21 protein-coding genes are annotated in these 22,304 nt (G+C 39.3%); 11 read left to right on the top strand and 10 right to left on the bottom strand.

The genetic code is table 11. The features are described 5' to 3' along the window. A complete protein-coding gene (locus HYG87_RS06885; protein ID WP_211532460.1) occupies positions 1 to 1,074 on the bottom strand; it encodes an NAD(P)-dependent alcohol dehydrogenase in 1,074 nt (357 codons plus the stop codon). A 104-nt stretch (positions 1,075 to 1,178) separates the two neighbouring features. Then, a complete protein-coding gene (locus tag HYG87_RS06880) occupies positions 1,179 to 2,366 on the bottom strand; it encodes a redox-regulated ATPase YchF (RefSeq protein ID WP_211532459.1) in 1,188 nt (395 codons plus the stop codon). 145 nt (positions 2,367 to 2,511) lie between these two features. Here HYG87_RS06880 and HYG87_RS06875 point away from each other — a divergent pair, with 145 nt between their 5' ends. Then, the gene (locus HYG87_RS06875) at positions 2,512 to 3,144 is read left to right on the top strand and encodes a cobalt-precorrin-7 (C(5))-methyltransferase (RefSeq protein WP_211532458.1); all 633 of its coding nucleotides are present in this window, start codon (positions 2,512 to 2,514) and stop codon (positions 3,142 to 3,144) included. A 28-nt stretch (positions 3,145 to 3,172) separates the two neighbouring features. Here the strand turns inward: HYG87_RS06875 and HYG87_RS06870 are convergent, their stop codons facing one another. From HYG87_RS06870 to HYG87_RS06860, 3 genes are all read right to left on the bottom strand, one after another. After that, entirely contained in the window at positions 3,173 to 3,433 is a 261-nt protein-coding gene (locus HYG87_RS06870; protein ID WP_394357451.1) for a cupin domain-containing protein, read from the bottom strand. Positions 3,434 to 3,591: 158 nt separating this feature from the next. Next, the gene (locus tag HYG87_RS06865; RefSeq protein WP_211532457.1) at positions 3,592 to 4,617 is read right to left on the bottom strand and encodes a H(2)-dependent methylenetetrahydromethanopterin dehydrogenase-related protein; all 1,026 of its coding nucleotides are present in this window, start codon (positions 4,615 to 4,617) and stop codon (positions 3,592 to 3,594) included. A gap of 240 nt (positions 4,618 to 4,857) precedes the next feature. Continuing rightward, the gene (locus HYG87_RS06860) at positions 4,858 to 5,838 is read right to left on the bottom strand and encodes a TRC40/GET3/ArsA family transport-energizing ATPase (RefSeq protein ID WP_211532456.1); all 981 of its coding nucleotides are present in this window, start codon (positions 5,836 to 5,838) and stop codon (positions 4,858 to 4,860) included. A gap of 231 nt (positions 5,839 to 6,069) precedes the next feature. On the opposite strand from HYG87_RS06860, the gene HYG87_RS06855 reads away from it, so the two are divergent. From HYG87_RS06855 to HYG87_RS06840, 4 genes are all read left to right on the top strand, one after another. Then, positions 6,070 to 6,864: an NAD+ synthase gene (locus HYG87_RS06855; RefSeq protein ID WP_211532455.1), complete on the top strand. Its 795-nt coding sequence runs from the start codon at positions 6,070 to 6,072 to the stop codon at positions 6,862 to 6,864. A gap of 50 nt (positions 6,865 to 6,914) precedes the next feature. After that, positions 6,915 to 7,238 (top strand): divalent-cation tolerance protein CutA, encoded by a 324-nt coding sequence (gene cutA / locus HYG87_RS06850; RefSeq protein ID WP_211532454.1) that lies wholly within the window; start codon positions 6,915 to 6,917, stop codon positions 7,236 to 7,238. 141 nt (positions 7,239 to 7,379) lie between these two features. After that, entirely contained in the window at positions 7,380 to 10,244 is a 2,865-nt protein-coding gene (gene leuS, locus HYG87_RS06845; RefSeq protein ID WP_211532453.1) for a leucine--tRNA ligase, read from the top strand. A 68-nt stretch (positions 10,245 to 10,312) separates the two neighbouring features. Continuing rightward, complete coding sequence (locus tag HYG87_RS06840) at positions 10,313 to 10,711, top strand: hypothetical protein (protein ID WP_211532452.1); 399 nt, start codon at positions 10,313 to 10,315, stop codon at positions 10,709 to 10,711. Positions 10,712 to 10,747: 36 nt separating this feature from the next. Here the strand turns inward: HYG87_RS06840 and HYG87_RS06835 are convergent, their stop codons facing one another. The 4 genes from HYG87_RS06835 to hisG form a co-directional block, all read right to left on the bottom strand. Then, a complete protein-coding gene (locus HYG87_RS06835) occupies positions 10,748 to 11,527 on the bottom strand; it encodes a fumarylacetoacetate hydrolase family protein (RefSeq protein ID WP_211532451.1) in 780 nt (259 codons plus the stop codon). A gap of 161 nt (positions 11,528 to 11,688) precedes the next feature. Then, a complete protein-coding gene (locus HYG87_RS06830) occupies positions 11,689 to 12,384 on the bottom strand; it encodes an ABC transporter ATP-binding protein (RefSeq protein WP_211532450.1) in 696 nt (231 codons plus the stop codon). Continuing rightward, positions 12,377 to 13,519: an ABC transporter permease gene (locus HYG87_RS06825; protein ID WP_211532449.1), complete on the bottom strand. Its 1,143-nt coding sequence runs from the start codon at positions 13,517 to 13,519 to the stop codon at positions 12,377 to 12,379. The genes HYG87_RS06830 and HYG87_RS06825 overlap by 8 nt, the downstream gene beginning before the upstream one ends. Before the next feature lie 42 nt (positions 13,520 to 13,561). Continuing rightward, a complete protein-coding gene (hisG, locus tag HYG87_RS06820; protein ID WP_211532448.1) occupies positions 13,562 to 14,422 on the bottom strand; it encodes an ATP phosphoribosyltransferase in 861 nt (286 codons plus the stop codon). Positions 14,423 to 14,569: 147 nt separating this feature from the next. On the opposite strand from hisG, the gene HYG87_RS06815 reads away from it, so the two are divergent. Both HYG87_RS06815 and HYG87_RS06810 read left to right on the top strand, forming a co-directional pair. Next, on the top strand, positions 14,570 to 15,865 hold the full coding sequence (locus HYG87_RS06815; RefSeq protein WP_211532447.1) for an amidohydrolase family protein: 1,296 nt from the start codon (positions 14,570 to 14,572) through the stop codon (positions 15,863 to 15,865). Between the two features lie 12 nt (positions 15,866 to 15,877). Further along, the gene (locus tag HYG87_RS06810) at positions 15,878 to 16,561 is read left to right on the top strand and encodes an HAD family hydrolase (protein WP_211532446.1); all 684 of its coding nucleotides are present in this window, start codon (positions 15,878 to 15,880) and stop codon (positions 16,559 to 16,561) included. 6 nt (positions 16,562 to 16,567) lie between these two features. Here the strand turns inward: HYG87_RS06810 and tfrA are convergent, their stop codons facing one another. Further along, a complete protein-coding gene (gene tfrA, locus HYG87_RS06805) occupies positions 16,568 to 18,217 on the bottom strand; it encodes a fumarate reductase (CoM/CoB) subunit TfrA (protein WP_211532445.1) in 1,650 nt (549 codons plus the stop codon). Between the two features lie 284 nt (positions 18,218 to 18,501). Here tfrA and sepS point away from each other — a divergent pair, with 284 nt between their 5' ends. From sepS to HYG87_RS06785, 4 genes are all read left to right on the top strand, one after another. Continuing rightward, a complete protein-coding gene (gene sepS, locus HYG87_RS06800; protein ID WP_211532444.1) occupies positions 18,502 to 20,100 on the top strand; it encodes an O-phosphoserine--tRNA ligase in 1,599 nt (532 codons plus the stop codon). Between the two features lie 248 nt (positions 20,101 to 20,348). Further along, positions 20,349 to 20,723 (top strand): DUF120 domain-containing protein, encoded by a 375-nt coding sequence (locus HYG87_RS06795; protein WP_211532443.1) that lies wholly within the window; start codon positions 20,349 to 20,351, stop codon positions 20,721 to 20,723. A gap of 64 nt (positions 20,724 to 20,787) precedes the next feature. Further along, on the top strand, positions 20,788 to 21,465 hold the full coding sequence (gene ribB, locus HYG87_RS06790; RefSeq protein ID WP_211532442.1) for a 3,4-dihydroxy-2-butanone-4-phosphate synthase: 678 nt from the start codon (positions 20,788 to 20,790) through the stop codon (positions 21,463 to 21,465). Between the two features lie 109 nt (positions 21,466 to 21,574). Beyond that, positions 21,575 to 22,303: an ATPase domain-containing protein gene (locus HYG87_RS06785; protein ID WP_249164900.1), complete on the top strand. Its 729-nt coding sequence runs from the start codon at positions 21,575 to 21,577 to the stop codon at positions 22,301 to 22,303. The last annotated feature ends 1 nt before the right edge of the window (position 22,304 follow it).

The raw sequence follows: 22,304 nt of genomic DNA, 5'->3' as shown, positions 1-22,304 counted from the left end.
TTATCCATCTAATAGAACTACTGGTTTTATTAAGTCCTGTGGTTTATCTTTCATTAGAAGCAGGGCTTTTTCCAGATGATCAAAACCCTTGAAAACATGGCTGGCCATTAGAGAAGGATCCATGCGACCGTGGATTACAATTTGTGCTAATCTTTCCATTCTAAGTCTTCCACCAGGGCAAAGACCAGTAACTATATCTTTTTGAGCCATACCAAAGCCCCATCCTGAACGACTAATAGGAATAATATCACCCTCGCCAATTCCCCTGCCAAAATAATTAATATTTGAAATTTTTGCTCCTGGTTTAGCTATATTTAATGCGTCGATAAGAATATCAGGACCTCCTCCCGCTACAATAACAGCGTCCACTCCTTCCCCCTCTGTTGCATCCATAATTTGTTCGGAGGTATTTCCCTTTTTATAATTAATTATATCTGTGGCGCCATATTTTTTGGCAATTTTTATCAGTTTTGGTCTGGTACCCACTCCGAATATTCTCCCAGCACCTTTTAATTTTGCACCAGCGATACTACTAAGTCCTACCGGCCCAATTCCTAAAACAGCAACACTAAATCCAATTTCAATCTTAGCATTTTCAGCCCCCATGAAACCTGTGCTCAGCATATCCGGAAGCATTACTGCTGCTTCTAAAGGAATTTTATCAGGTAAAAGTGCCAGGTTACTGTCTGCCAGATTAACATGGAAGTATTCTCCAAAAACACCGTCTTTAAAGTTAGAGAATTTCCATCCCCCTAAAGCACCACCACTATGTGATGGAAAACCCCTTTGTGCTGCTTCTGAACCCCAATCTGGAGTTATAGCTGGTACTATTACCCGGTCACCCGGTTTAAAATCTTTAACCTCACGACCTACTTCATTTACAATTCCTACTGCCTCATGTCCTAAAATCATATTATGTCTTTGGCCTATTGCACCCTCCCATACGGTGTGGACATCAGAAGTACAGGGTGCTATGGCTAATGGTTTTATAATTGCATCTGATGGTCCGCATTTTGGTTTATCCTTTTCTATCCATCCTATTTCCCCTATTTTTAACATTGCCAAACCTTTCATTTATCTCACCATGATTAAACTATAAGTAAGTAAAAAGAGGAAACATTCAGCATATTATTCAATCAAAAAAGGAGGAAATATCCCCTTAATTTTTTTATATGTTCCTATCGGCAAATTATACTGATTATATCTCCATCTTTCAGTTCATGATCACTAGCAACCCGCATGTTTTTTCTGGCATCTACTGCATGCAGGAATCTTTCTCCAATATCTGTATGAATCACATAGGCCATGTCCCGGGGTTTTGAACCTTTTAAAATTAAAAAAGCGTCAGGTAAAATATTCCCCTTTTGATCACAAAGCTTATGCTCGTCTTCTACAGGATAAACCACAATCATATCGAGTAATTGAAATATTGCCTGATTTAAAGCCTTTTGAACCCCGGTACTCCCATATCTTTGCAGTACATTTTCCCGGATATATTCCAGGGCTTTTTTCTGGTTTTCATTCAAATTTACTCCATCTACTATTTCAAAGTCCCCCTCACCCGATTGATATTTAATAAGGCCAGCTTTAGCTGCTCTGGTGAGAGCTAGTTCTGATTCTGCAGATGCAGGTACCACTTTGGAGTATTTTTCCTTCAATCGTTTGATATTTTCAGAAGAAGAAGGTAAATCAGCCTTATTAGCTACAATTAACATGGGTTTGGCAATCCTTAAAAGTTTATCCAGAAATTGAATGAGTTCTTCTTTTTCCCATTGAGTATAATCAGTTTCCATCTTCCTTCTGGCTTCTATAATATCTTCCAGCATTATACCTGTCCCGGAAAGCTGTTCATGGATTACTTTACCCATATCCAATCTTTCAGATAAAGCTTTTCTAACCAGCCGCTCCCAGTTTCGCTGTATAATACCATAAAGCCACATGGTTATTTCCTTTTGTAGAAATTCCACATCTTCCAATGGATCATGCGTTCCTGCCTCCACAGGCCTTCCCTCTTCATCAGTGGACCCCGACGCATCAATAACATGAATAAATGCCCTGGCCTGGCGCAGGTCATCCAGGAATTTATTACCTAATCCCCTTCCTTCATGGGCCCCAGGAACCAGACCGGCCACATCAATAAGTTCCACTGGAATTAAACGCCTGCCCTCTACACAGCTGGAATTATTAGGACTGCAAACCACCTCCAACTCCTTACAGGGACAATCAGTGTCCACATGGGCCACGGCTTTATGGGCATCAATGGTGGTAAAGGGGTATCCTGCCACTTCTGCCTGGGAAAGGGTGGCTGAGTTAAAGAATGAAGATTTTCCAACATTTGGTTTTCCGGTAACTGCAATCTGAAGCATGGTATCACATCATATTAAATTGAAAAAAATTATAAGAATTTAATAAGTTACTTAGTAAGGTATTTATTAACTAATTAATTAAATAGGTTCCCTATCCCGGAGAAATAGGTTGAAATAAAAAAAAATTTTAAAAAGAGGTCATAATTTGTCAAAACTCTATATCGCAGGAATAGGCCCTGGTTCAGAGGATTTTGTAACACCAGCTGCTAGAAAGGTGGTTAAAAAATCAGATATCACAATTGGAAGTAAAAGAGCCCTGGATCTTTTCCCTGAATCTCAGGAAGTTGTACTTTTAAATGTAAAGGATGTGCAGGAAAAGTTAGAATATGGGGTGGACCGGGTCCATAGCGGGAAAAATGTATGCATTCTTTCCACAGGAGATCCTGGTTTTTCAGGTGTTTTAAGTCCAGTGCAGCGAATTATTAAAAAAAAAGGTTATGATATTGAACTGGAAGTGATTCCCGGTATAAGTTCACTACAGCTTTGTGCTGCCCGGGTTGAAATACCCTGGGATAAGGCAGATCTCATGACATTTCATGGTAGAGAAAATTTTCAGGAAATTCTTCCTATCCTGGATAATGGTCAGCCTACCATTGCCCTTCCTTCCCGCAGTACGGCAGATATGGCAAGATTCTTAATGGAGAATGGTATTTCCCCAGAAAGAAAAGTGATAGTCTGCGAGAGGCTGAGTTATCCTGAGGAAAATGTGGTGGAAACTACCTTAAAAGAAGTAGCAGAAAGTGAATTTACTTACATGTGCGTTATGGTTATCTACTAATTAAAAAAAAGCTGCTTTAATATTTTTTTTACTCCAGACAAATTTCATCGTCTTCTTTCCTCCAGGGGGGAGATACCATACATAAAAATTTCAATTCACTTGAGGAAACATTTTTTATAAATTGCATTGATCCCGGGGGAATGTAAACCAGTTGCCCTGGTTCTAAAAGTGCCTGCTGGTTATCAATATGCATCAAACCCTTGCCCTCCAGAATAAAATAAATCTCCCCTGCAGATTTAATGCGATGGGGATGGGATGACTCCTCCGGGCCGAGTATAGCATGGGCAATACTAAAATTGATTTTTATATCTTTTTCTTCCCGGTGAGGATGTAATAATTCACATATAAAAGTGCCGTCAGTAGTTTCAAAATAAGTAGCAGTTTTTAAGTCTCGAATTAGAATAAAACCACCGTTCGTTAATCTTTAAAATGAAAAAGGAAAAATATTTATTCAAACATTTTCCTCATACAGCGCCTGATGGTACCTTCAGCTGCTTTTTCGCCCATGAGGTTCTGTAATTCTGTGGCCAGTGCCTGAGCTGCCACCAGATTGGTAGGTTTTATCTCTGCTTTTTGAGCCCAGTCCATGACCTCTGAATCTAATTTAGCCAGTGTACTTATAGCTGCATCCAGTTCTTCCTGTTCTTCTAAAAGGTGCATGGATTTAGCAGTTTTAACCAGTAATTCTGGATTCATGGCCTTTACCAGGCCCTGGGTTCCAGAAGATTCTACCAGAGAAGCCATGGTTTGCAGGGTCATTAAAATCTGTTTATCTACCATTTCTTTAGGGGCCTTAATAATCTGAGTACCCACATAATAATAATCCAGAACGCCTGCCAGAGTCACCGCAGTTACCAGAGATCCCATATCGGCTACAGCAGCAGAAACATCCGCAGGAACCACATAAGCATCCTTTCCACAGCTTTCTGAGAGTTCAACACATTTTTGTATCTGTTCCTTACTGGCAATGTCAATATCATTGCTGGAGTGTCCCCCAATTACATAGTGACCATGTTGAGGAGTTCCAGGTACTGCTGCCGGGTGCATGGAAGCTATTCCTATATCCTTACGGTCTCTTCTTAGTTCCCGTTCCAGAACATAGTACAAAACCATGGGAGAAACAGTACAGGTATTGGCGATTATTCCGTTTTCTGGAATATGTTTGGTAATTTCCTTGGCAATTTCAAAGGTTTTTTTACCAAAGGGAGTAAATAGAACTGCTATTTCTGCATGTTTAGCTGCTTCCACATCATCAGAAGTTACAGTAACTCCTGCATCCTCCACCTGTTTCCAGTGGCCATCATCCAGCATGCTGCGATTTGGTTCAGCCAAATAAACATCATGTCCTGCTTTAGCATATTCGATGGCCATTCGGCTTCCACCATATGGAGCTTCTCCTCCGTACTTTTCCGGCAACTTAAGTTGATTAACATAAAGATTCTGGTTTCCTGCACCATAAACTGCAATTTTCATGTATTTCACCACAATTATTATTTTTAGTCATATTATGTGAACTTACCCACATGGTCTGAAGTTCTTATAGGAATATAGATACTTTTATTATATAAGGATTATATTCTCGTTAACCCGGGGCATCCCTCCATTAGTAAATGTCCTGGCCAACTCTTATTTAAGATTAATACTTTCACTATGACGTTATTATTGGCAAATAAAAAAAAAGAAGTTAAATCTAATAAAAAAAAATCAGAAAAATTACTCTGAAATCAGTTTCACATCACCATAGAGTAATTCGCCCACTTTTTCCAGGGTAGACAATCCTTTGGCTTCTTCTTTTAAAAGTGGGAGTTCAGCCACCAGTTGCCCCTGGAATTTTTCATGGATTTGTTTGAGTCTTTTTTGTTGAAGGGTCCGTCTGGCCTGACAGAATTCACAATCAGTTTCTTCAGGTAGTATTTGATTTACAATAACCCCGTCCGAGTAGATGTTATATTTTTTCAGTGCCTCCATAGCCCTTTCAGATTCATAGATGGACATTTCTTCCGGAATAACCACCATTTTAAAAGAAGTCCTTTCTGGATCAGCCATAACCGCCCTTGCTTCCCTAATTTTCTTCTTGGTTACTTCCATATCTTCTAGAGCCCGGTCCTCTTCTTCTTCATCACCCATAAAGGGCATGATATTTTTAAAGGCCTTGGCCATACTGCCCACCTGTTTTCTGATTTTAATCATTTTACCTACCCAGGAATCCATAATCTCTGGAAAAGATAGTAAACGCAGAGTGTGTCCGGTAGGTGCTGTATCAAAAATCACAATGTCATATTCATCAGTGGTCATGTACTGTAAGAACTTATCAAAGGCAGCGGCTTCATCTATACCAGGGGACATGGAAGCCATGTCCATCTGATCCTGAAGCATGTCCATTCCCATTCCAGGATTTGCAGCAGCCTGTTCCTTCATTTTGACCTGATAGTCTTCCATTGCCACTTCAGGGTCAATCTCCACCGCATGAAGGTTTTCCATTATCGGGGTGGGCAGGTGTCCAATTGGTTTTTCCAGAGAATCCGCCAGGGAGTGAGCCGGATCAGTAGATATGACCAGAGTTTTTTTGCCTTGTTTAGCCATCCATAAGGCAGTAGCAGCTGAAACAGTAGTTTTACCTACTCCTCCCTTTCCTCCCACAAATACAAAAGTGGTTTTTCCCTTATTAAATTTAAAAAGATCTTTAAATGCCATTATATTCCTCCTAAATTTCTATTAAGTTGAATAATTTAGAATAAACTTTTATTTATCATCAGTTGATAAAAAGTTATATCTGACTATATTATCCTTACTTTTAAACTTATCTTATATAAAGAGTATAATTTAATAGCAGAATATTAAATCCTATTTTTAATAGGGAGACCATAAAATAAAAATGAGGGTAGTCATACTTAAAATGATTTTGATAAAAAAAGGGGATGCTTAATGAATCAGGGAGATATTAAAATTCCACAGCTGGAGGGAAAGCCCGCCATTAAAAAATTAGAAGGATTTATTAAAGATAAGGTGAAATTATCTGGTTCTTCCGGAGTTGTTCTGGGACTGAGTGGTGGAATTGACTCTGCAGTAGTGGCTTTTCTATGTCAACAGGCTTTGGGTCCATCTAAAGTACTGGGACTCCTCCTGCCCAGTAAAACCAACACAGCTCAGGATTTAGAGCATGGTCAACAGGTGGCAGAGATACTTAAAATAGAATCTGAAGTGATTAACATAGACCCCTTAATAGAAAAGTTCCCTCTTTTATGCCATCACCCTCCTGATGAAATGACTCTGGCCAATTTAAAACCCAGGATCAGAATGATGGTTTTATATTACCACGCCAATTCATTAAATAGGATGGTAGTAGGGACTGGAAATCGAAGTGAGCTCATGATGGGTTACTTCACTAAATTCGGAGATGGAGGAGCAGATATTTTACCTTTAGGAGACCTTTACAAAACCCAGGTATGGGAAATTGCCCGACTGCTGGGTGTTCCCCGGGAAATAATTGACAAATCTCCTTCTGCCGGTCTGTGGCCGGGCCAAACTGATGAAAAAGAACTGGGAATAGATTATATAACTTTGGATAAGATTCTGCATCTAATGTTTGATGAAAGTTTATCCCCTGATTTAATAGCTCAAAAAATGGATTTACCACTTCAGGAGATAAAAAGAATAAAAAAAAGGGTCAATTTATCTAATCATAAAATAAATCTCCCTGAAATTCCTCTTATTCGATAAAATTAATGAATTAAATGAGGATAACCATGAAAAAAATAAGGAGGCAGCCCATGTTTGCCATAGTTTACATTACCACCTCCAGTAAGGAAGAGTCAACCAGAATTGGTAAAAAATTGGTCCAGGAACGACTCTCCGGATGTGTCAATATTCCGAATGATGTGAAATCATTCTACTACTGGGAGGGAAATATAGAGGAAGATACAGAATCTGTACTGCTGGTTAAAACTAAAACTAGTAAAGTGGAAAAAATCATAAAAAGGGTAAAAGAATTGCATAGCTATGAAAATCCATGCATAGTGGCTCTTCCCATAATAAATGGTTCCCCTGAATATTTAAACTGGTTAAATGAGGAAATGGAAAGAGATTCTAATTAAATAAAAAAAATATATTTATCAATTTTTTCTAAGTTGAGTAGTTAATCTTTTAATTCCCTGAATTTATAAATTAATTTTAACCCAAAATACAATTATATTAAAATTTTATTTATCATTCAAGTAATGGTGACGGTGATTTTATTGAAAAGTAATGTGGAGAGTAAATGGCAGGAAAGATGGAAGAAATCTAAAATATTTCATTCCAATCCCGATGAAAGGGAGAAATTATTTTTAACAGTAGCTTATCCGTATCCCAGTGGAGCTATGCATATTGGGCACGGCAGAACCTACACAGTACCAGATGTATATGCTCGTTTTAAAAGAATGCAAGGATATAATGTATTATTTCCCATGGGATGGCATGTTACCGGGGCCCCGGTTATAGGGATAGCCCGGCGAATACAACGGCAGGACCCCTGGACCCTGGATATCTATAAAAACATCCATAAAGTTCCAGAAGAGGAACTAAAAAAATTCACCAATCCTGAATATATTGTAGAGTACTTCAGCAGTGAATACCACCAGGTTATGGAAAAAATGGGTTACTCCATTGACTGGAGAAGGGAATTTAGAACCACTGATCCGGCTTATAAAAAATTTATTGAATGGCAAATCCGTCAGCTCAAAAGTAAGGGACGGGTAAGAAGAGGGGCCCACCCGGTAAAATATTGTGGAGAATGTGAAAACCCGGTGGGGGATCACGACCTTCTGGAAGGGGAAGGTGTGAGTATAAATGAATTAACCCTCCTTAAATTTGAAATAGATGGATTTTATCTGGTTCCTGCAACCTTTCGCCCGGAGACAATTTATGGTGCTACCAATCTCTGGTTAAATCCCGAATCAAATTATGTGAAGGTTATGGCAGATGGTGAAAAATGGTTAATCAGTAAAGAGGCTTATGATAACCTTTCCCACCAGAAAAATCTGGAAATATTGGAAGAAGTAGATCCCCGCCCTCTGATTGGGCGGATGGTGAAGAATATTGTTACTGGTGAAGAACACCCTATCTTACCTGCCAGCTTTGTTGATCCCGAATATGGTAGTGGGGTTGTTTTTTCAGTTCCAGGTCATGCTCCTGCAGATTACATGGCACTGCATGATTTGAAGAATAATTCTGAACTTTTAAAGGAATATCAACTGGAGGAAATTGTAAAAAACCTCCAGCCCATCAATGTAATCACCTTAAAAGGCTATGGAAAATTCCCTGCCCAGGAAATTATTGAAAAAATGGGAATTAAAAATCAGAAAGATCCCCACCTGCAGGAAGCCACCAATGAACTCTACAAACAGGAACACACCAGAGGAGTAATGAGCGAACATATACCAATTTACAGTGGTCAGAAAGTTTCCCTGATCCGGGAAACCATCAGTTCCAGTTTAAAGGGAGAGAAAAAAGCCAGTTTAATGTATGATTTTGCTGAAAGACCAGTTATATGCCGATGCGGCAATCGCTGCGTGGTTAAAATAATGGAAGACCAGTGGTTTATCACATATTCTGATGAGGAATGGAAAAAAAACACCCGTGATACTCTGGAAAAAATGAAAATAATACCTTCAGAAGTAAGGGCTAATTTCAATTATTATATTGGATGGTTGCATGACTGGGCATGTTCTCGTAGAATAGGATTGGGTACCAGGATTCCCTGGGATCCTCAGTGGATTATAGAGCCTTTAACTGATTCCACTATCTACATGTCTTACTATACTATAGCCCCCTATCTTAATAAAATAGATCCTGATGACCTGGATGATGAGTTTTTCTCCCGGGTATTTTTAGATGAGCCCGGCCCGGTTAAAGTGGAAGAAGGTCTTATAAAACAGATAAAGGATGAATTCAACTACTACTATCCTCTGGACTGGAGGCTTTCGGCAAAGGATCTTATTGGAAACCACCTCACCTTCCACATATTCCACCATACGGCCATTTTCCCGGAAGATAAAAGGCCTCAGGGAATAGTTGTATTTGGAATGGGGCTTCTGGAAGGAAATAAAATGTCTTCCTCTAAAGGGAATGTGGTTCTTCTGGAGGATGCCCTCACCCGGCACGGTGCTGATGTGGTAAGGCTCTTTTTAATGTCTTCTGCTGAGCCATGGCAGGACTTTGACTGGAGGGAAAAGGAAGTAAAAGGAACCCGCAGAAGACTGGAATGGTTTGTGGAATTTGCTAAAAAAGTAAACACCCTGCACCAGGAATCCCTGCTGCTTAAGGACGTGGGAAATAACTCTTCCATTCCCCTGGAAAGTTTTATTAATAAATGGATGTTAGGTCAGCTCCATCTAAGAATAAAAGATGCTACTGAAGCTTTAGAAGGATTTCAGACCAGAAAAGCAGTTCAAGATTCCCTATTCCTTTTAAAAAAGGATGTGGATCATTACTTCCACCGGATACATTCTTATCAGGATGATGAAAAGTATCAGGAAGAAATTTCTCAGGTATTATCCCTGGTCCTGGAATCATGGATACGTCTTCTATCGCCATTTACACCTTATACTTGCGAAGAGCTCTGGGAAGAATATGGTGGAGAGGGATTGGTATCAGAAGCTCCCTGGCCAGTATATGATCCTGGTTTCATAGATGAAAAAATTCAAAAGGCCGAGGAGATTATTCAGGATCTGGTTAATGACATAACCGAGATTAAAAAGATAGTGGGCGTTGACCCTGAAAAGATACATATCTATCTGGCCCCTTCATGGAAATGGGAAGTTTTTGATATAGCAATAGAAGTAGGAAGGCCAGATATTGGCCGTATAATTGGCCAAACTATCCAGAAAAAGTTGCATGATGATAAAAAAGAAATAGCTGAGTTTGCCCAAAAAATAAGTAGAGAAATTACCCGGGTAAATTATGTGGGTCACCTGGAGGAATATAAGATACTATCTGATGCCCGAGATTATTTACAAAAGGTAACAGAAGCAGAGATAGTAATCCATCAGGATGCAGATTATGATCCCGAAAACAAAGCCCGTAATGCCCTGCCTTATAAACCAGCTATTTTCCTGGAATAGAATTCCTAATATTCTATTCCTTTTTTTAAAGCTAATGATATTAATTCTCATGAAAAAAAGTGATTAAAATGACATTAAGAAATATTATAGCGATTTATTCTATTTTTATTGGTAGTTTGATGATAGTAATGTGGGCCTTTTTTCTCTTATCAGGTATGGTGCCTGAGTTTACTACCCGCCCCGCAGAAATCGTTTTGCATCTTATAGCGGAATTTTCAACTGCTATTCTACTTACAATTGCAGGCATAAGTCTTTTATATAAAAAAAGATCCGGGTACAACCTTAATCTCATTGGTCTGGGCATGTTAATATACACCCTGATTTTAAGTCCAGGTTACTATATCCAAAAGGGAGAATGGTTTATGGTAGGTCTTTTTGCTCTTTTACTGATTTTAAGCATTATATTTTTAATAATCAGCCTGAAAAAAGAATATGAAATAAAATTAGAAAGATTATCCTCCCCTTAATCTATTAGTAATATTTACTCTAGGGCCTATTAATGATTAAGGCCTTATAATCTGATTTTTCAGGACACCTATATCCTCCACCCCGGTTTCAATCCGGTCCCCTGGTTGCAGGGAACCCACCCCGGGTGGGGTGCCTGTGGCAATAATATCTCCCGGATTAAGAGTCATAATATGAGATATGAATTCCAGGAGTTCTTCCACCTCAAATATCATATTTTTAGTATTAGAATCCTGTTTAATTTCTCCATTAAGCTTTAAGAATATATTTTGATTATCAGGATTCATTTGAGTTTCAATAACCGGACCTATCGGGGCGAAAGTATCAAAACTCTTAGCACGGGTCCATTGCCCGTCTTTTTTTTGCAGATCCCGGGCAGTCACATCATTAAGGATGGTGTATCCCCCTATAAATTCCCGGGCATTATTTTCCTTTATATTTTTTGCTTTTTTGGAAATGATTATTCCCATTTCTGCCTCATAATCAACTTGATTTGAAGAACCAGGATAAATGATGGGCTCCTGATGCCCAATAACTGCACTGGGGGGTTTTAAAAATAGGATGGGTTCATCGGGAATATCCATGTTTAGTTCAGCAGCATGGTCCTGGTAATTTAGACCCACACACACCACCTTGGAAGGTGAGACCGGTGCTTTAATTTTAATATTTTCTAAAGTATAATAACTGTTTTTTTTGAATTTATCAAGATTAATAGCGTTAAGTGCTTCCACAACTGAACAGCTAAGTTCTATAATATTAGAATCCTCAATTAAGCCTGTTTTTTCTTTTCGATCTACTATAAATCGCATAATCTTCATAGTTAATCCCCGGTGCATTTAGTTCTTATTTAGAAAGCAAATTAATAAATATTAACAGTGAAATTTTAACAATTCTTCAAAAAGGCAGTATAATGAGGGTGTATATGGTTCCTTAATTGCCATTTTCTGGAAAATATTTAGTGATTTGATCCATTATAGGGTTAGGACACAATATTATTAGTTGAATCATCCCTTATTTTACCATCAAGTACATTAATAATTCTATCAGCCATATTAGCCACGTATGATTCGTGTGTTACCATAATCAGTGTTACATTTTCTTTTTTATGGATGTTTTTTAGTAGGCCCAGAATTATGTCCCCTGTTTTGGAATCTAAAGAACCTGTGGGTTCATCGGCTAATATAATAGAGGGGTGGTTTACTAAAGCCCGGGCAATAGCCACCCTCTGTCTTTCTCCCCCTGAAAGTTTGGTTGGTCTCTGGTTAATTTTATCCTCCAGTTCCACTTTTTTTAATAGATCAAGTGCCCGTTTTTCCATTTTTTTACTGGAAATTGGAGTTTCCAGCATGGGAATCTGTACATTCTCCACTACCGTGAGGTTGGGAATTAAGTTATGCAGCTGAAAGACGAATCCAATTTCAGAAGACCGGAACTGACTCAAATCCTTTTTTTGCATTAAATCAATACCGGCTACCTTTAGAGAACCTTCATCTCCCTTATCCAGAGCCCCTATCATATTGAGGAGGGTGGATTTACCAGAACCTGAAGGCCCCATAATAGAAACAAATTCCCCCTTTTTGATTTTCAGGTCTATGCCATTTAAAGCCTTTATGGTCCCTTCATCATAGCTTTTTTTAAGGTTTTGTATTTCAATAAAGTAATCTGGTTTATTCATAGCGCAGTGCCTCGGTTGGAGCTAGTCTGCTGGCCCGGTAAGCAGGATAAATACCTCCGATTATTCCTACCAGGAATGCTATTCCTAAAGCCCGGGCAAATAGTTCCAGAGAATATGCTGGCTGGATTATGCCCTGGGTTTCGGTAGTGAGGGATAAAAGCAGTTCCACCCCAATAATTCCCACCACAATACCAACCAGGGCAGCCAAAAGAGTGATTACTATGGATTCACCTAAAATCATGCCTAATATTCTTCTACTTCTCCATCCCACCGCTTTTAAGACCCCGATTTCCCGGGTTCTTTCATAAACAGACATTATCATGGTGTTTATAACTCCCACCCCTCCTATAACTATGGCCAGTAATGATATTGCCCAGGTGGCAGTATCGATAAAGCTTAATCCCTGATTTATCCTTCCTATTTGATCAGCAGCAGAAGTGGTGGCCAGTTCATCTGGATAGGCCTCTTCAATATCATTTCCTACCTGGGTAGCGTTGGCATTTTCATTTATCTTAACCAGTATTATACTGACCTTATCTTCAGTATTGGTTAATTGCTGAAGTTTACTTAAGGAAAGGTATGCTCCAGCATCGGTGATGATATTTCCTGTTTCGAAAATCCCGGTGATTTTAAAATCCTCATTAAAAATTTTTATAGAATCCCCCACCGTTTTATTGAGGTTCTGAGCAGCAGTTTTACCTATAATTATTTCATTGGCATCATCATCTGAAAAATAAGCCCCATCAATACTTTCTATGCCGGCCAGATTAAGTTTAGTGACCTCCATACCATTCACTATGAATCCACTGGGGCCAAAGTTGGAACTGGAACCATTTTCCAGACGAACACTGGTCCGGAGAACACCTGCTGTATCCTGAATCCCGTTTATATTTTGAATATCAGTGATGCGTTCTTTTTGAACATTCCCTGCCAGGAAACCATCGGTACCTGCCTGTATTACAGTTATTTCAGCTCCCCCTGCTTTAAGGGTGCTTTCGGTGGATTCTTTGAGTCCCCCAGTAACAAGACCCAGAGCTACTATGGTGGCAATGCCTATGGCAATGCCTATAATGGCCAGGGAAGTTCTGGTTTTATTCCTGAATGGATTTTTTATAATCAATCCCACATAATTCATTATTAAATCTCCTGCTTCTGAAGGGGAAATATTAAAGAAAAATTAAATTATCCTTTCAATAGGCATGACCAGTATATCCCGGGCCCCTACTTTTTTCAGGCGGTTTATCAGATTAAAAACTTCTTCTTCACCTACCACGGCATGTACGGCCACCATATTCTCACTGGATAAAACCTGGGAAACAGTGGGACCGGTCATTCCCGGCATGGCCTGTTTAACCTCTTCCAGCTTGTTTTTTTCCACATTTAGCATGACCAGTTTTCTACCCTCAGCATCCATAACCCCCCTTATACCGGTGCGCACTTCCTCCATGATTTTATTCTTATCCTTATAACTGTGGTGATTGGCCACCAGTTTAACTGAACTTTCAAGTATGGTGTCCACAATTTTAAGATGATTCATTTTTAAGGTGGTGCCGGTGCTGGTTAAATCCGCAATCAAATCGGCCACACCAATAAATGGTGCTATTTCCGTGGAACCACTCAGTTCCACTATTTTAGCATTTACACCATTTTCCTGGAGATAACGATAGGTAAGATTGGGAAACTCAGTGGCCACCACCATACCATCTTTTACATCATTAAGATTAGTTATTGAGGATTCTTCTGGAGAAGCCAATACCAGGCTGGCCTTTCCAAAATTCAGATCTTCTAAGATTTTAACCCGGTTTCCCTTCTCCTGAATGAGGTCCAGTCCGGTGATTCCCATATCAGCTGCCCCGTCAGCTACAAATTCTGGTATATCCGCAGCACGGGTGAACATTACACTGATATCCGGATGATGAGTATCTGAAAAAAGCTTCCTATTAACTGTATCTTTTAAACCGATTCCGGCTTTGCCTAAAAGTTTAACCACCGGATCGCTTATTCTTCCTTTAGAGGGAATGGCAATTCTAATCTTCATTTTTATACTCCAGATAGTTTATTACCTGATGATGATAATCTTTATTTATAGTTATATCTATTCAAGGTCTATTCTTATCTTCGATGTATATACATTGTAGCCCCCACATATTAGACCTTTTAAGTAAGATGGTAGAAGGTGGTGACCATGGAAAGTAACAGTATTCTGATTGAAAATACCCTGATTTTAGATGGGGAGAAAATGGAAAAGGGATCAATTTTAATTGAAAATGATAAAATAAGAGAATTATCTAAGGACATCAATAAAAAAGAAGCAGACAAAGTTATTGATGGTTCTAAAAAAATAGTAATACCCGGCATGGTGAATACCCACACCCACCTTTCCATGACACTTTTAAGGGGTCTGGCCGATGATTTGGACCTTGATACCTGGCTGAATGACCATATCTGGCCTATGGAAGCTAGTTTAAATGAGGATTACTGTTATGCCGGTGCCCTTTTAGGTTGTGTGGAAATGATAAAGTCAGGTACCACCACCTTCAATGATATGTATTTCTATATGGAGGATGTAGCCCGGGCAGTGGAAGAATCCGGTCTGCGCTGCATCTTATCCCATGGAATGATTGATTTAGGTGATGCCCATAAGCGAAAAGAAGAATTTAAAAAAACACATCATCTGATTGAAAAATGTCATAACAGCGCCAGTGGAAGAATCCAGGTGGCTTATGGTCCTCATTCACCCTATACCTGTTCTGAAGAACTGCTTAAACAGGTCCGGGAGGAAGCCACTAAAAAAGGCATTTCCATACATATTCATGTTGGTGAAACCCGGACCGAAGTTCAACAAGTTACAGATGCCCAGGGTAAAAGACCTTTTGAATATCTGGATGAAATAGGATTTTTAAAAGAAGATGTTCTGGCAGCCCATGGGGTGTGGCTTTCTTCTGAGGAAATAAATATTATCAAAAAAAGAAAGGTGAATTTATCCCACAATCCAGCCAGTAATATGAAATTAGCTTCAGGAGTATCCCCAGTGGATCAATTAATTAAAAATGAGGTTGTGGTGGGACTGGGAACTGACGGTGCTGCTTCTAATAATAATCTGGATATGTTAGAAGAGATGAAGCTGGCGGCTCTCTTGCAGAAAGTCCATACTTTAGATCCCACTTCCCTCCCGGCAGAAAAAGTATTCCAGATGGCCACCATACAGGGTGCCTCTGCTTTGGGGATGGAAAAGGAAATAGGAACCATTAAGGAAGGTAAAAAAGCCGATCTGGCGATTATTAATATTAAAACCTCACATTTAACTCCTTTCAGGCACCCTTTATCCCACCTGGTGTACTCTGCCCAGGGTGGTGATGTGGATACCGTTATCTGTAATGGTAACATTCTCATGGAAAACCGAAATCTTCAGTTTATAAAAGAAAATCAGGTTCTGGAGCTGGCTGAAAACGCAGCTGAAGAAATGCTTTCCAAAAATTAGCAGGTTTATAACATGATTTTATTGCTTTTTGATATTGATAAAACCCTGATTGATCGTTCCGAGTGCCATCACCGTGCCTTTAGTCATGCCTTCCAGGAAGTCTTTCAGGTGAACACAGATATTGATATTATCAATTACCATGGGAAAACTGACCCCCAGATAACCTGTGAAGTTTTAAAAAAAGAGGGTCTTGATGAAAATCTTATAAAAAAGAAATTAGATGAATTTAAAGAGATATTATCCTCTTATTTTATTTTAAATGTTAAAGACGACCATATTATGGTGCTGGAGGGAGTAAGGGATTTATTGACTGAACTGGAAAGTCAGGGCATATTATTAGGATTAATCACCGGTAACCTGGAATCAATTGCCCGGGCAAAACTAAAACAGGTGGACCTGGATAAATATTTCAAATTAGGTGGTTTTGGAAGTGATAATTACCACCGGCCATATCTGGTATCTACTGCCCTGAAAAGAGCCAGCCGAAAATATAATTTTAGCCCGGATAATTCCCCTGCTTTTGTGATTGGAGATACCCCCCGGGATATAAAGGCTGGTTTAGAAAACAAAACTGGTACCATCGGAGTATCCACCGGAATATATTCCCCCCGGGAACTTAAAGATGCCGGGGCGGATTTTGTACTGGAAAGCTTACAATATAAAAAAGAATTTATGGGGTTTATAAAATCCAGATGACTATTTCTAACGATTAGTGAAGCTGAATCCCTTATTTTTATTTAAAATAATGCTCTTTTTGTAATCATCCATCATTTCCGGGAAGTCTTCGCGGAAATGGGAACCCCTGCTTTCTTTACGGAGTAAAGCAGATTTAGTGACTAATTTAGCTATTTGAACCATGTTTTCTGCTTCCAGGGCCTGTTGCAGGTAAACATTATAGTGGGATCCGTCAGGGACATTCATGCGCTTCAGGCGAGTTTCCAGATTATTTAAAACTTTCAGTGCATTTTTTAAGCCGTCTTCATTACGTATAATGGCCACGTGCTCCCACATGGTGGATTGGAGTTCCTTTTTAATTTGATGGGGAGGAATATCCCCTTCTTTCTGGATTTCATATAAATGGTTTTTAATTGTGTTAACATGATGCCGGTCCATTTTAAGTGAGGATTTTAAGGCATTTAAAGCAGCAGCTTTTCCAGCTCTTTTTCCAAAAACTTGAGTATCTGCCAGGGCATTTCCTCCTAAGCGGTTAGCACCGTGTATTCCCCCGCATACCTCCCCTGCAGCAAATAAATTAGGGATTGTACTTCTTCCCCATTTATCAATCTTGATTCCACCCATGAAGTGGTGGGCGGTGGGGGCAACTTCCATGGGTTCCTGGCGTATGTCCACTCCCACATCTAAAAATTGGAGTAGCATGGTCTCCAGTTTATCCTGGATAGTTTTTGCCGGGAGATGGGTTACATCAAGATAAACCCCTCCATTTTCCGTGCCTCTTCCTTCCCGGATTTCATTATAAATAGCCCGGGCTACTACATCCCGGGTGGCCAGTTCCATCCTATCATCATAGTTTCCCATGAAGCGTTCTTTTTTGTTGTTGAGTAAAATACCCCCTTCACCCCGTACCGCTTCAGTTACCAGCACTCCCTTACGTGATTCAGGAAATACCATTCCTGTGGGGTGGAATTGTACCTGTTCCATATCTATTAAATCTGCCCCTGCATTCCAGGCCAGGGCAAAACCATCCCCTCCTTTTTGCATAGTATTAGAGGTTACTGGATAAATCTGTCCTGCCCCGCCAGTGGCCAGTATGGTTGATCTGGCTTTGAATATGATTAATTTAGAATCCTTTAAAGAAAGGCCTACCGCACCCTGCACTTTGCTCCGGGCATCATCCAGTAAGAGAGAAATAACCATTATTTCATCCAGGGTGAGGATTTCCCGGCGGTATATCTCCTCTTTAAGAGCAGTTATGATTTCATGCCCGGTTCTATCTCCTTGAAAACAGGTACGGCGAAAACTTTGGCCTCCAAATGGTCTTTGATCCAGCTCACCTGATTTTTGACGATCAAAAAGAGCCCCGTAATTTTCAAGATCCACCAGACGATCTGGAGATTCATCCACTAAAATACGGGCCAGTTCCGGATTATTAAGGTATCCTCCTCCTCGAAGTGTGTCCTGGTAGTGAATATCCAGGTTATCATCACAGTCCACAAAGGCAAAAGCAGCATTATAGCCTCCTTCAGCCATCCCAGTGCATCCTGATTTGAATGATAATCCCTTAGAAATTATTAAAGGTTCTAAATTATGGTCTGAGACTTCTATGGCTGCCCTACATCCAGCTCCTCCCGACCCAATAATAAGCACATCACATTCATATATTTTGCTTTCCATGTTTTGATAATTGATGATAATGGGTATTTAAATTTGTGATAGATGGCCCGATAAATCAAACTCAATTTTAAAATATAATGATATGAAAATCAATATAAAGATAGTAAAACCAATTAATGTTCAAGTGCATTAAAAAAAATAGTGAACTCATGCATTTTAGATTTAATTAAAAATCATGATGAACTCATAAGTAATTATTTCACTTTTTAATATTTAATAAAGAAATAATTTATTATAAGCATTAATACTGATTCTAAATTAAAATCCAGTTTGAGGGTGGAAATTTGAACAAAAAAAAGATTATTAAACTTTCTAAAAAAGATTTTGAAAAGGCCTGGGTTGAAAGTGGAAAACTTTTAAAAAAACCCCACCATGACCAGCAGTACCCCCGGTTGAGGCTCAGTACTGGCAAGTCTCACCTTTTATATGATACCATCGGAGAGATAAGGCAGGCCTATCTACGATTGGGTTTTAGTGAAATGATTAACCCGGTTTTTATTGAAGAAGATCATATTTATCAGCAGTTTGGACCAGAAGCTCCTGCGGTGCTGGACCGTTGTTTCTACCTGGCAGGGCTACCCCGGCCAGATATAGGATTGGGAATAGATAAAATAGAAAAAATTGAAAATCTGGGAGTGGAAGTGAATGAAGATCGTTTAAAGGATCTTCAAAAGGTATTCCGGGGATATAAAAAAGGGGAACTTTGTGGGGACGACCTGGTGCATGATGTATCTGCTTCCCTGGAAGCAGAAGACCATATCGGGTTACGGGTGCTGGAACATGTTTTCCCGGAAATTCAGCAGTTGAAACCCGTGGCTGGTAGAACCACCCTCCGATCCCATATGACTTCCGGATGGTTTATTTCACTTCAGAATATACATAATCGATCCAAATTACCCTTAAAATTATTTTCAATTGACCGGTGCTTTAGAAGAGAGCAAAAAGAAGATTCAAGTCATTTAATGACCTATCATTCTGCTTCCTGTGTTGTGGTGGATGATGAAATTTCTCTGGATATGGGAAAAGCTGTATCTGAAAGTTTGCTGGAATATTTTGGATTTAAAAAATTCAAGTATATTCCTGATGAGAAAAAATCCAAGTATTACATTCCAGGGACCCAGACCGAGGTTTATGGTTACCATCCCCTGCTTAAAGAGTGGGTGGAAATTGCTACCTTTGGATTGTACTCTCCCCTGGCCCTGGCCCGGTATGGAATTGAAGAAGAAGTAATGAACCTGGGTGTGGGGGCAGAACGTATGGCTATGGTGCTGCATCAGGAAAAGGATATCCGGGAAATGGTTTATCCCCAATTATACCGAAAATGGGAACTTTCTGATCGTGATCTGGCCACCATGCTCTTTATAAATTATTATCCTGCTACACAGGATGGTAAAAATCTTATGAACCTCATTCTGAAGGTATGGGATCAAAATGCATCTGCATCATCCCCCTGTGAATTTCGGGTATTTTCCGGAGAATTTTTAGGAAAAAATATCCAGGTGATTGCCCGGGAAGAGGAAGAAAACACCAGATTACTGGGCCCTGCTGCTAGAAACCAGGTATACATTTATCAGGGAAATATTGTGGGCATACCTCCTGAAGGACAGCTGGACAATCCTTTTATTAAAAAGGCGGTTGAAAAAGGGATATCTACCAGGATAAGTTACATGGAATCCCTGGCCGCCCAGGCAGCCTACCACATAGAAGAAATGGTGGTGGGAAATAGGGAGGAGATTAAAGTAAAAAGCACCATTGCCCGTTCGCTATCAGATATTAATCTCCTGCTGGATGAGGTGGCTTTAAATTACATCACTGGAAATAACAAACAAATTGATATCCGGGGCCCTATCTTCTCCACCATAGAAGCTCATCTGGAGAGATGATTATAAAATAATTTTTAGATAAGATGAAGAAATGAATAATTAAAAAAAGACATTAGAGAGGATATAGTTTTCAGGTCATCCCGGTAAGGGTCATTTAAATGTGAGTTAAATATAACATATTTTAATATCCTCACCGGTATATGATTATTTAAATAGTATGGGGTAATAAGTATAGTAATTTTAATTGGTTTAGAATTATAGTAATTCTTAAGATTTTATTACTGTTTAAGGATTAAGAGGAAGCTATTATGAAAATAAAAGGTCTTGTTACATCTGGATCGCAAAAAGGCATGTATTTCATGTCACAGGAAGTATATTCCTCCCAGTTTAAGGAAATATTAGGTTTTAATCCATTTAAAGGAACTTTAAATATTTTAATTGATGAAGAAAATTTAGAAAATCTCCAGCCAGCTAAAGAACAGCAAACAGTGATGATTAATGGTTCTGATAAGTTTGGAGATGTTTTGTTGCTTAAAGCACGTCTGGAAGATAAGGTGGAAGGGGCGGTTATTTTTCCAGTAAAGACCCATCACCCGGAAGAATTTTTAGAATTCATTGCCCGGGATAATCTTAGAAAAACCCTGCATCTGCGGGATGGAGATGAAGTAAGCCTTATTTTCTAATAAAAATATTTTATTCTTTGAAAAATCAACCCTTATTTAATTTGAAAACTTATCAAGTGATTATATGATTCAAAAAGCATTAGAAGCCTTAAGAAACGGAGAAATAGTTTTAGTTTTTGATAATGATAACCGGGAACGGGAAACAGACATGATTGTTGCTGCGGAGTTTATGACCAGTGCCCATATGACCCGTATCCGGAATGATGCCGGGGGTCTGGTATGTGTACCTATTTCCTCAGAACACTCCCAAAAATTAGGCATACCTTTTATGACCGATATAATGGAAGTTGCTGCTGGAAAATATCCGGTTTTAAATGAATTGTCGCCAACGGACATCCCTTACGATGAGAAGTCTGCCTTTTCAATTACCCTGAATCATCGGGAAACCTTCACCGGTATAACTGATAATGACCGGGCTTTCACCATCAAGGAACTGGCTAAGCTTTGTAAAAATGAAAATCAAGCAGATTTAGGTAAGTTATTCCGTGCACCGGGTCATGTAACCCTCCTCCGGGCGGCAGAAGGACATGTGCTTAAAAGAAAAGGCCATACTGAAATGAGTATTGCCCTTATGGAGATGGCTGGCCTTACCCCGGTGGCGGTTTGCTGTGAAATGATGGATGATGAAAATGGGGAATCTTTAAGTACTGCTGATGCCCGGAAATATGCCGAAAAGCATAAGATGGTATTTTTAAATGGGGATGACGTTATAGAATCTTACAAGAAATATTTAAAAGATTAAGAGGGAATTAATATCCCCTAATATAATAAGCAATCTTAAAAACTTAGATGATCTTTTAGTTAAATACTGAAAAATTGATAATTATGGAAATATTAAGAGGGATGGTATGATGGAGAGGATTGGAACAGGCATAGATGGATTAGACGAGGCATTGGGAGGTTTTCCAGCAGGAAGATCAGTTCTTATAACCGGGGACGCTGGTTGTGGGAAAACAATATTTGGTTTGAGGTTTGCCAAAAGCAGCTGTGATATGGGTTATAGTACTGCTTATATTACTGCTGAAGAAGATTCCTATGATTTGCATGTGCAGGCTAATTCATTTGGTTGGAATACCCAGGAATTGGAAGAAAAAGGAATGCTCACCTTTATTGAATTAACCGGGATCCGGGCCAGAATAACTGAAGCAGAAATCAGTATGGATATGGATCCTATGAAGGGTAATTTTACCAAAATATTACATGACATACCCCCGGAAACGGAAGTGGTGATTATAGATAGTTTAGGAGGATATACTGCTAAGTTAACCCCTTATGATTTCCGTAACCAGTTTGATCTTTTGGTTTATGAATTAAAGCAAAGGGGAATTACCTCGGTGTTAATACTCGACTCAGCCACATCCCATGAATTCAATGAACTGGCCCTTTTTTCAGTTTATGGTGCTATAAAATTAGCCCGACGGGAAAACCCCTACACAGGACGTAGGGAGAGAGTGATGGACATTATAAAAATGAGGAGCACTAAAACCCCCACCCAGTTTTTATCCTATGGTATTGGCAGTAATGGTATCGAGATACACAATGATGGGGAAGATCTATTTGAAGAAGAAATAGAGGATTAGA

It is taken from the genome of Methanobacterium alkalithermotolerans (assembly GCF_018141185.1).
Lineage (GTDB): Archaea > Methanobacteriota > Methanobacteria > Methanobacteriales > Methanobacteriaceae > Methanobacterium_F > Methanobacterium_F alkalithermotolerans.
The sequence above is the reverse complement of the archived record's forward strand: the minus strand, read 5'-3'. Positions and strand labels throughout refer to the sequence as shown.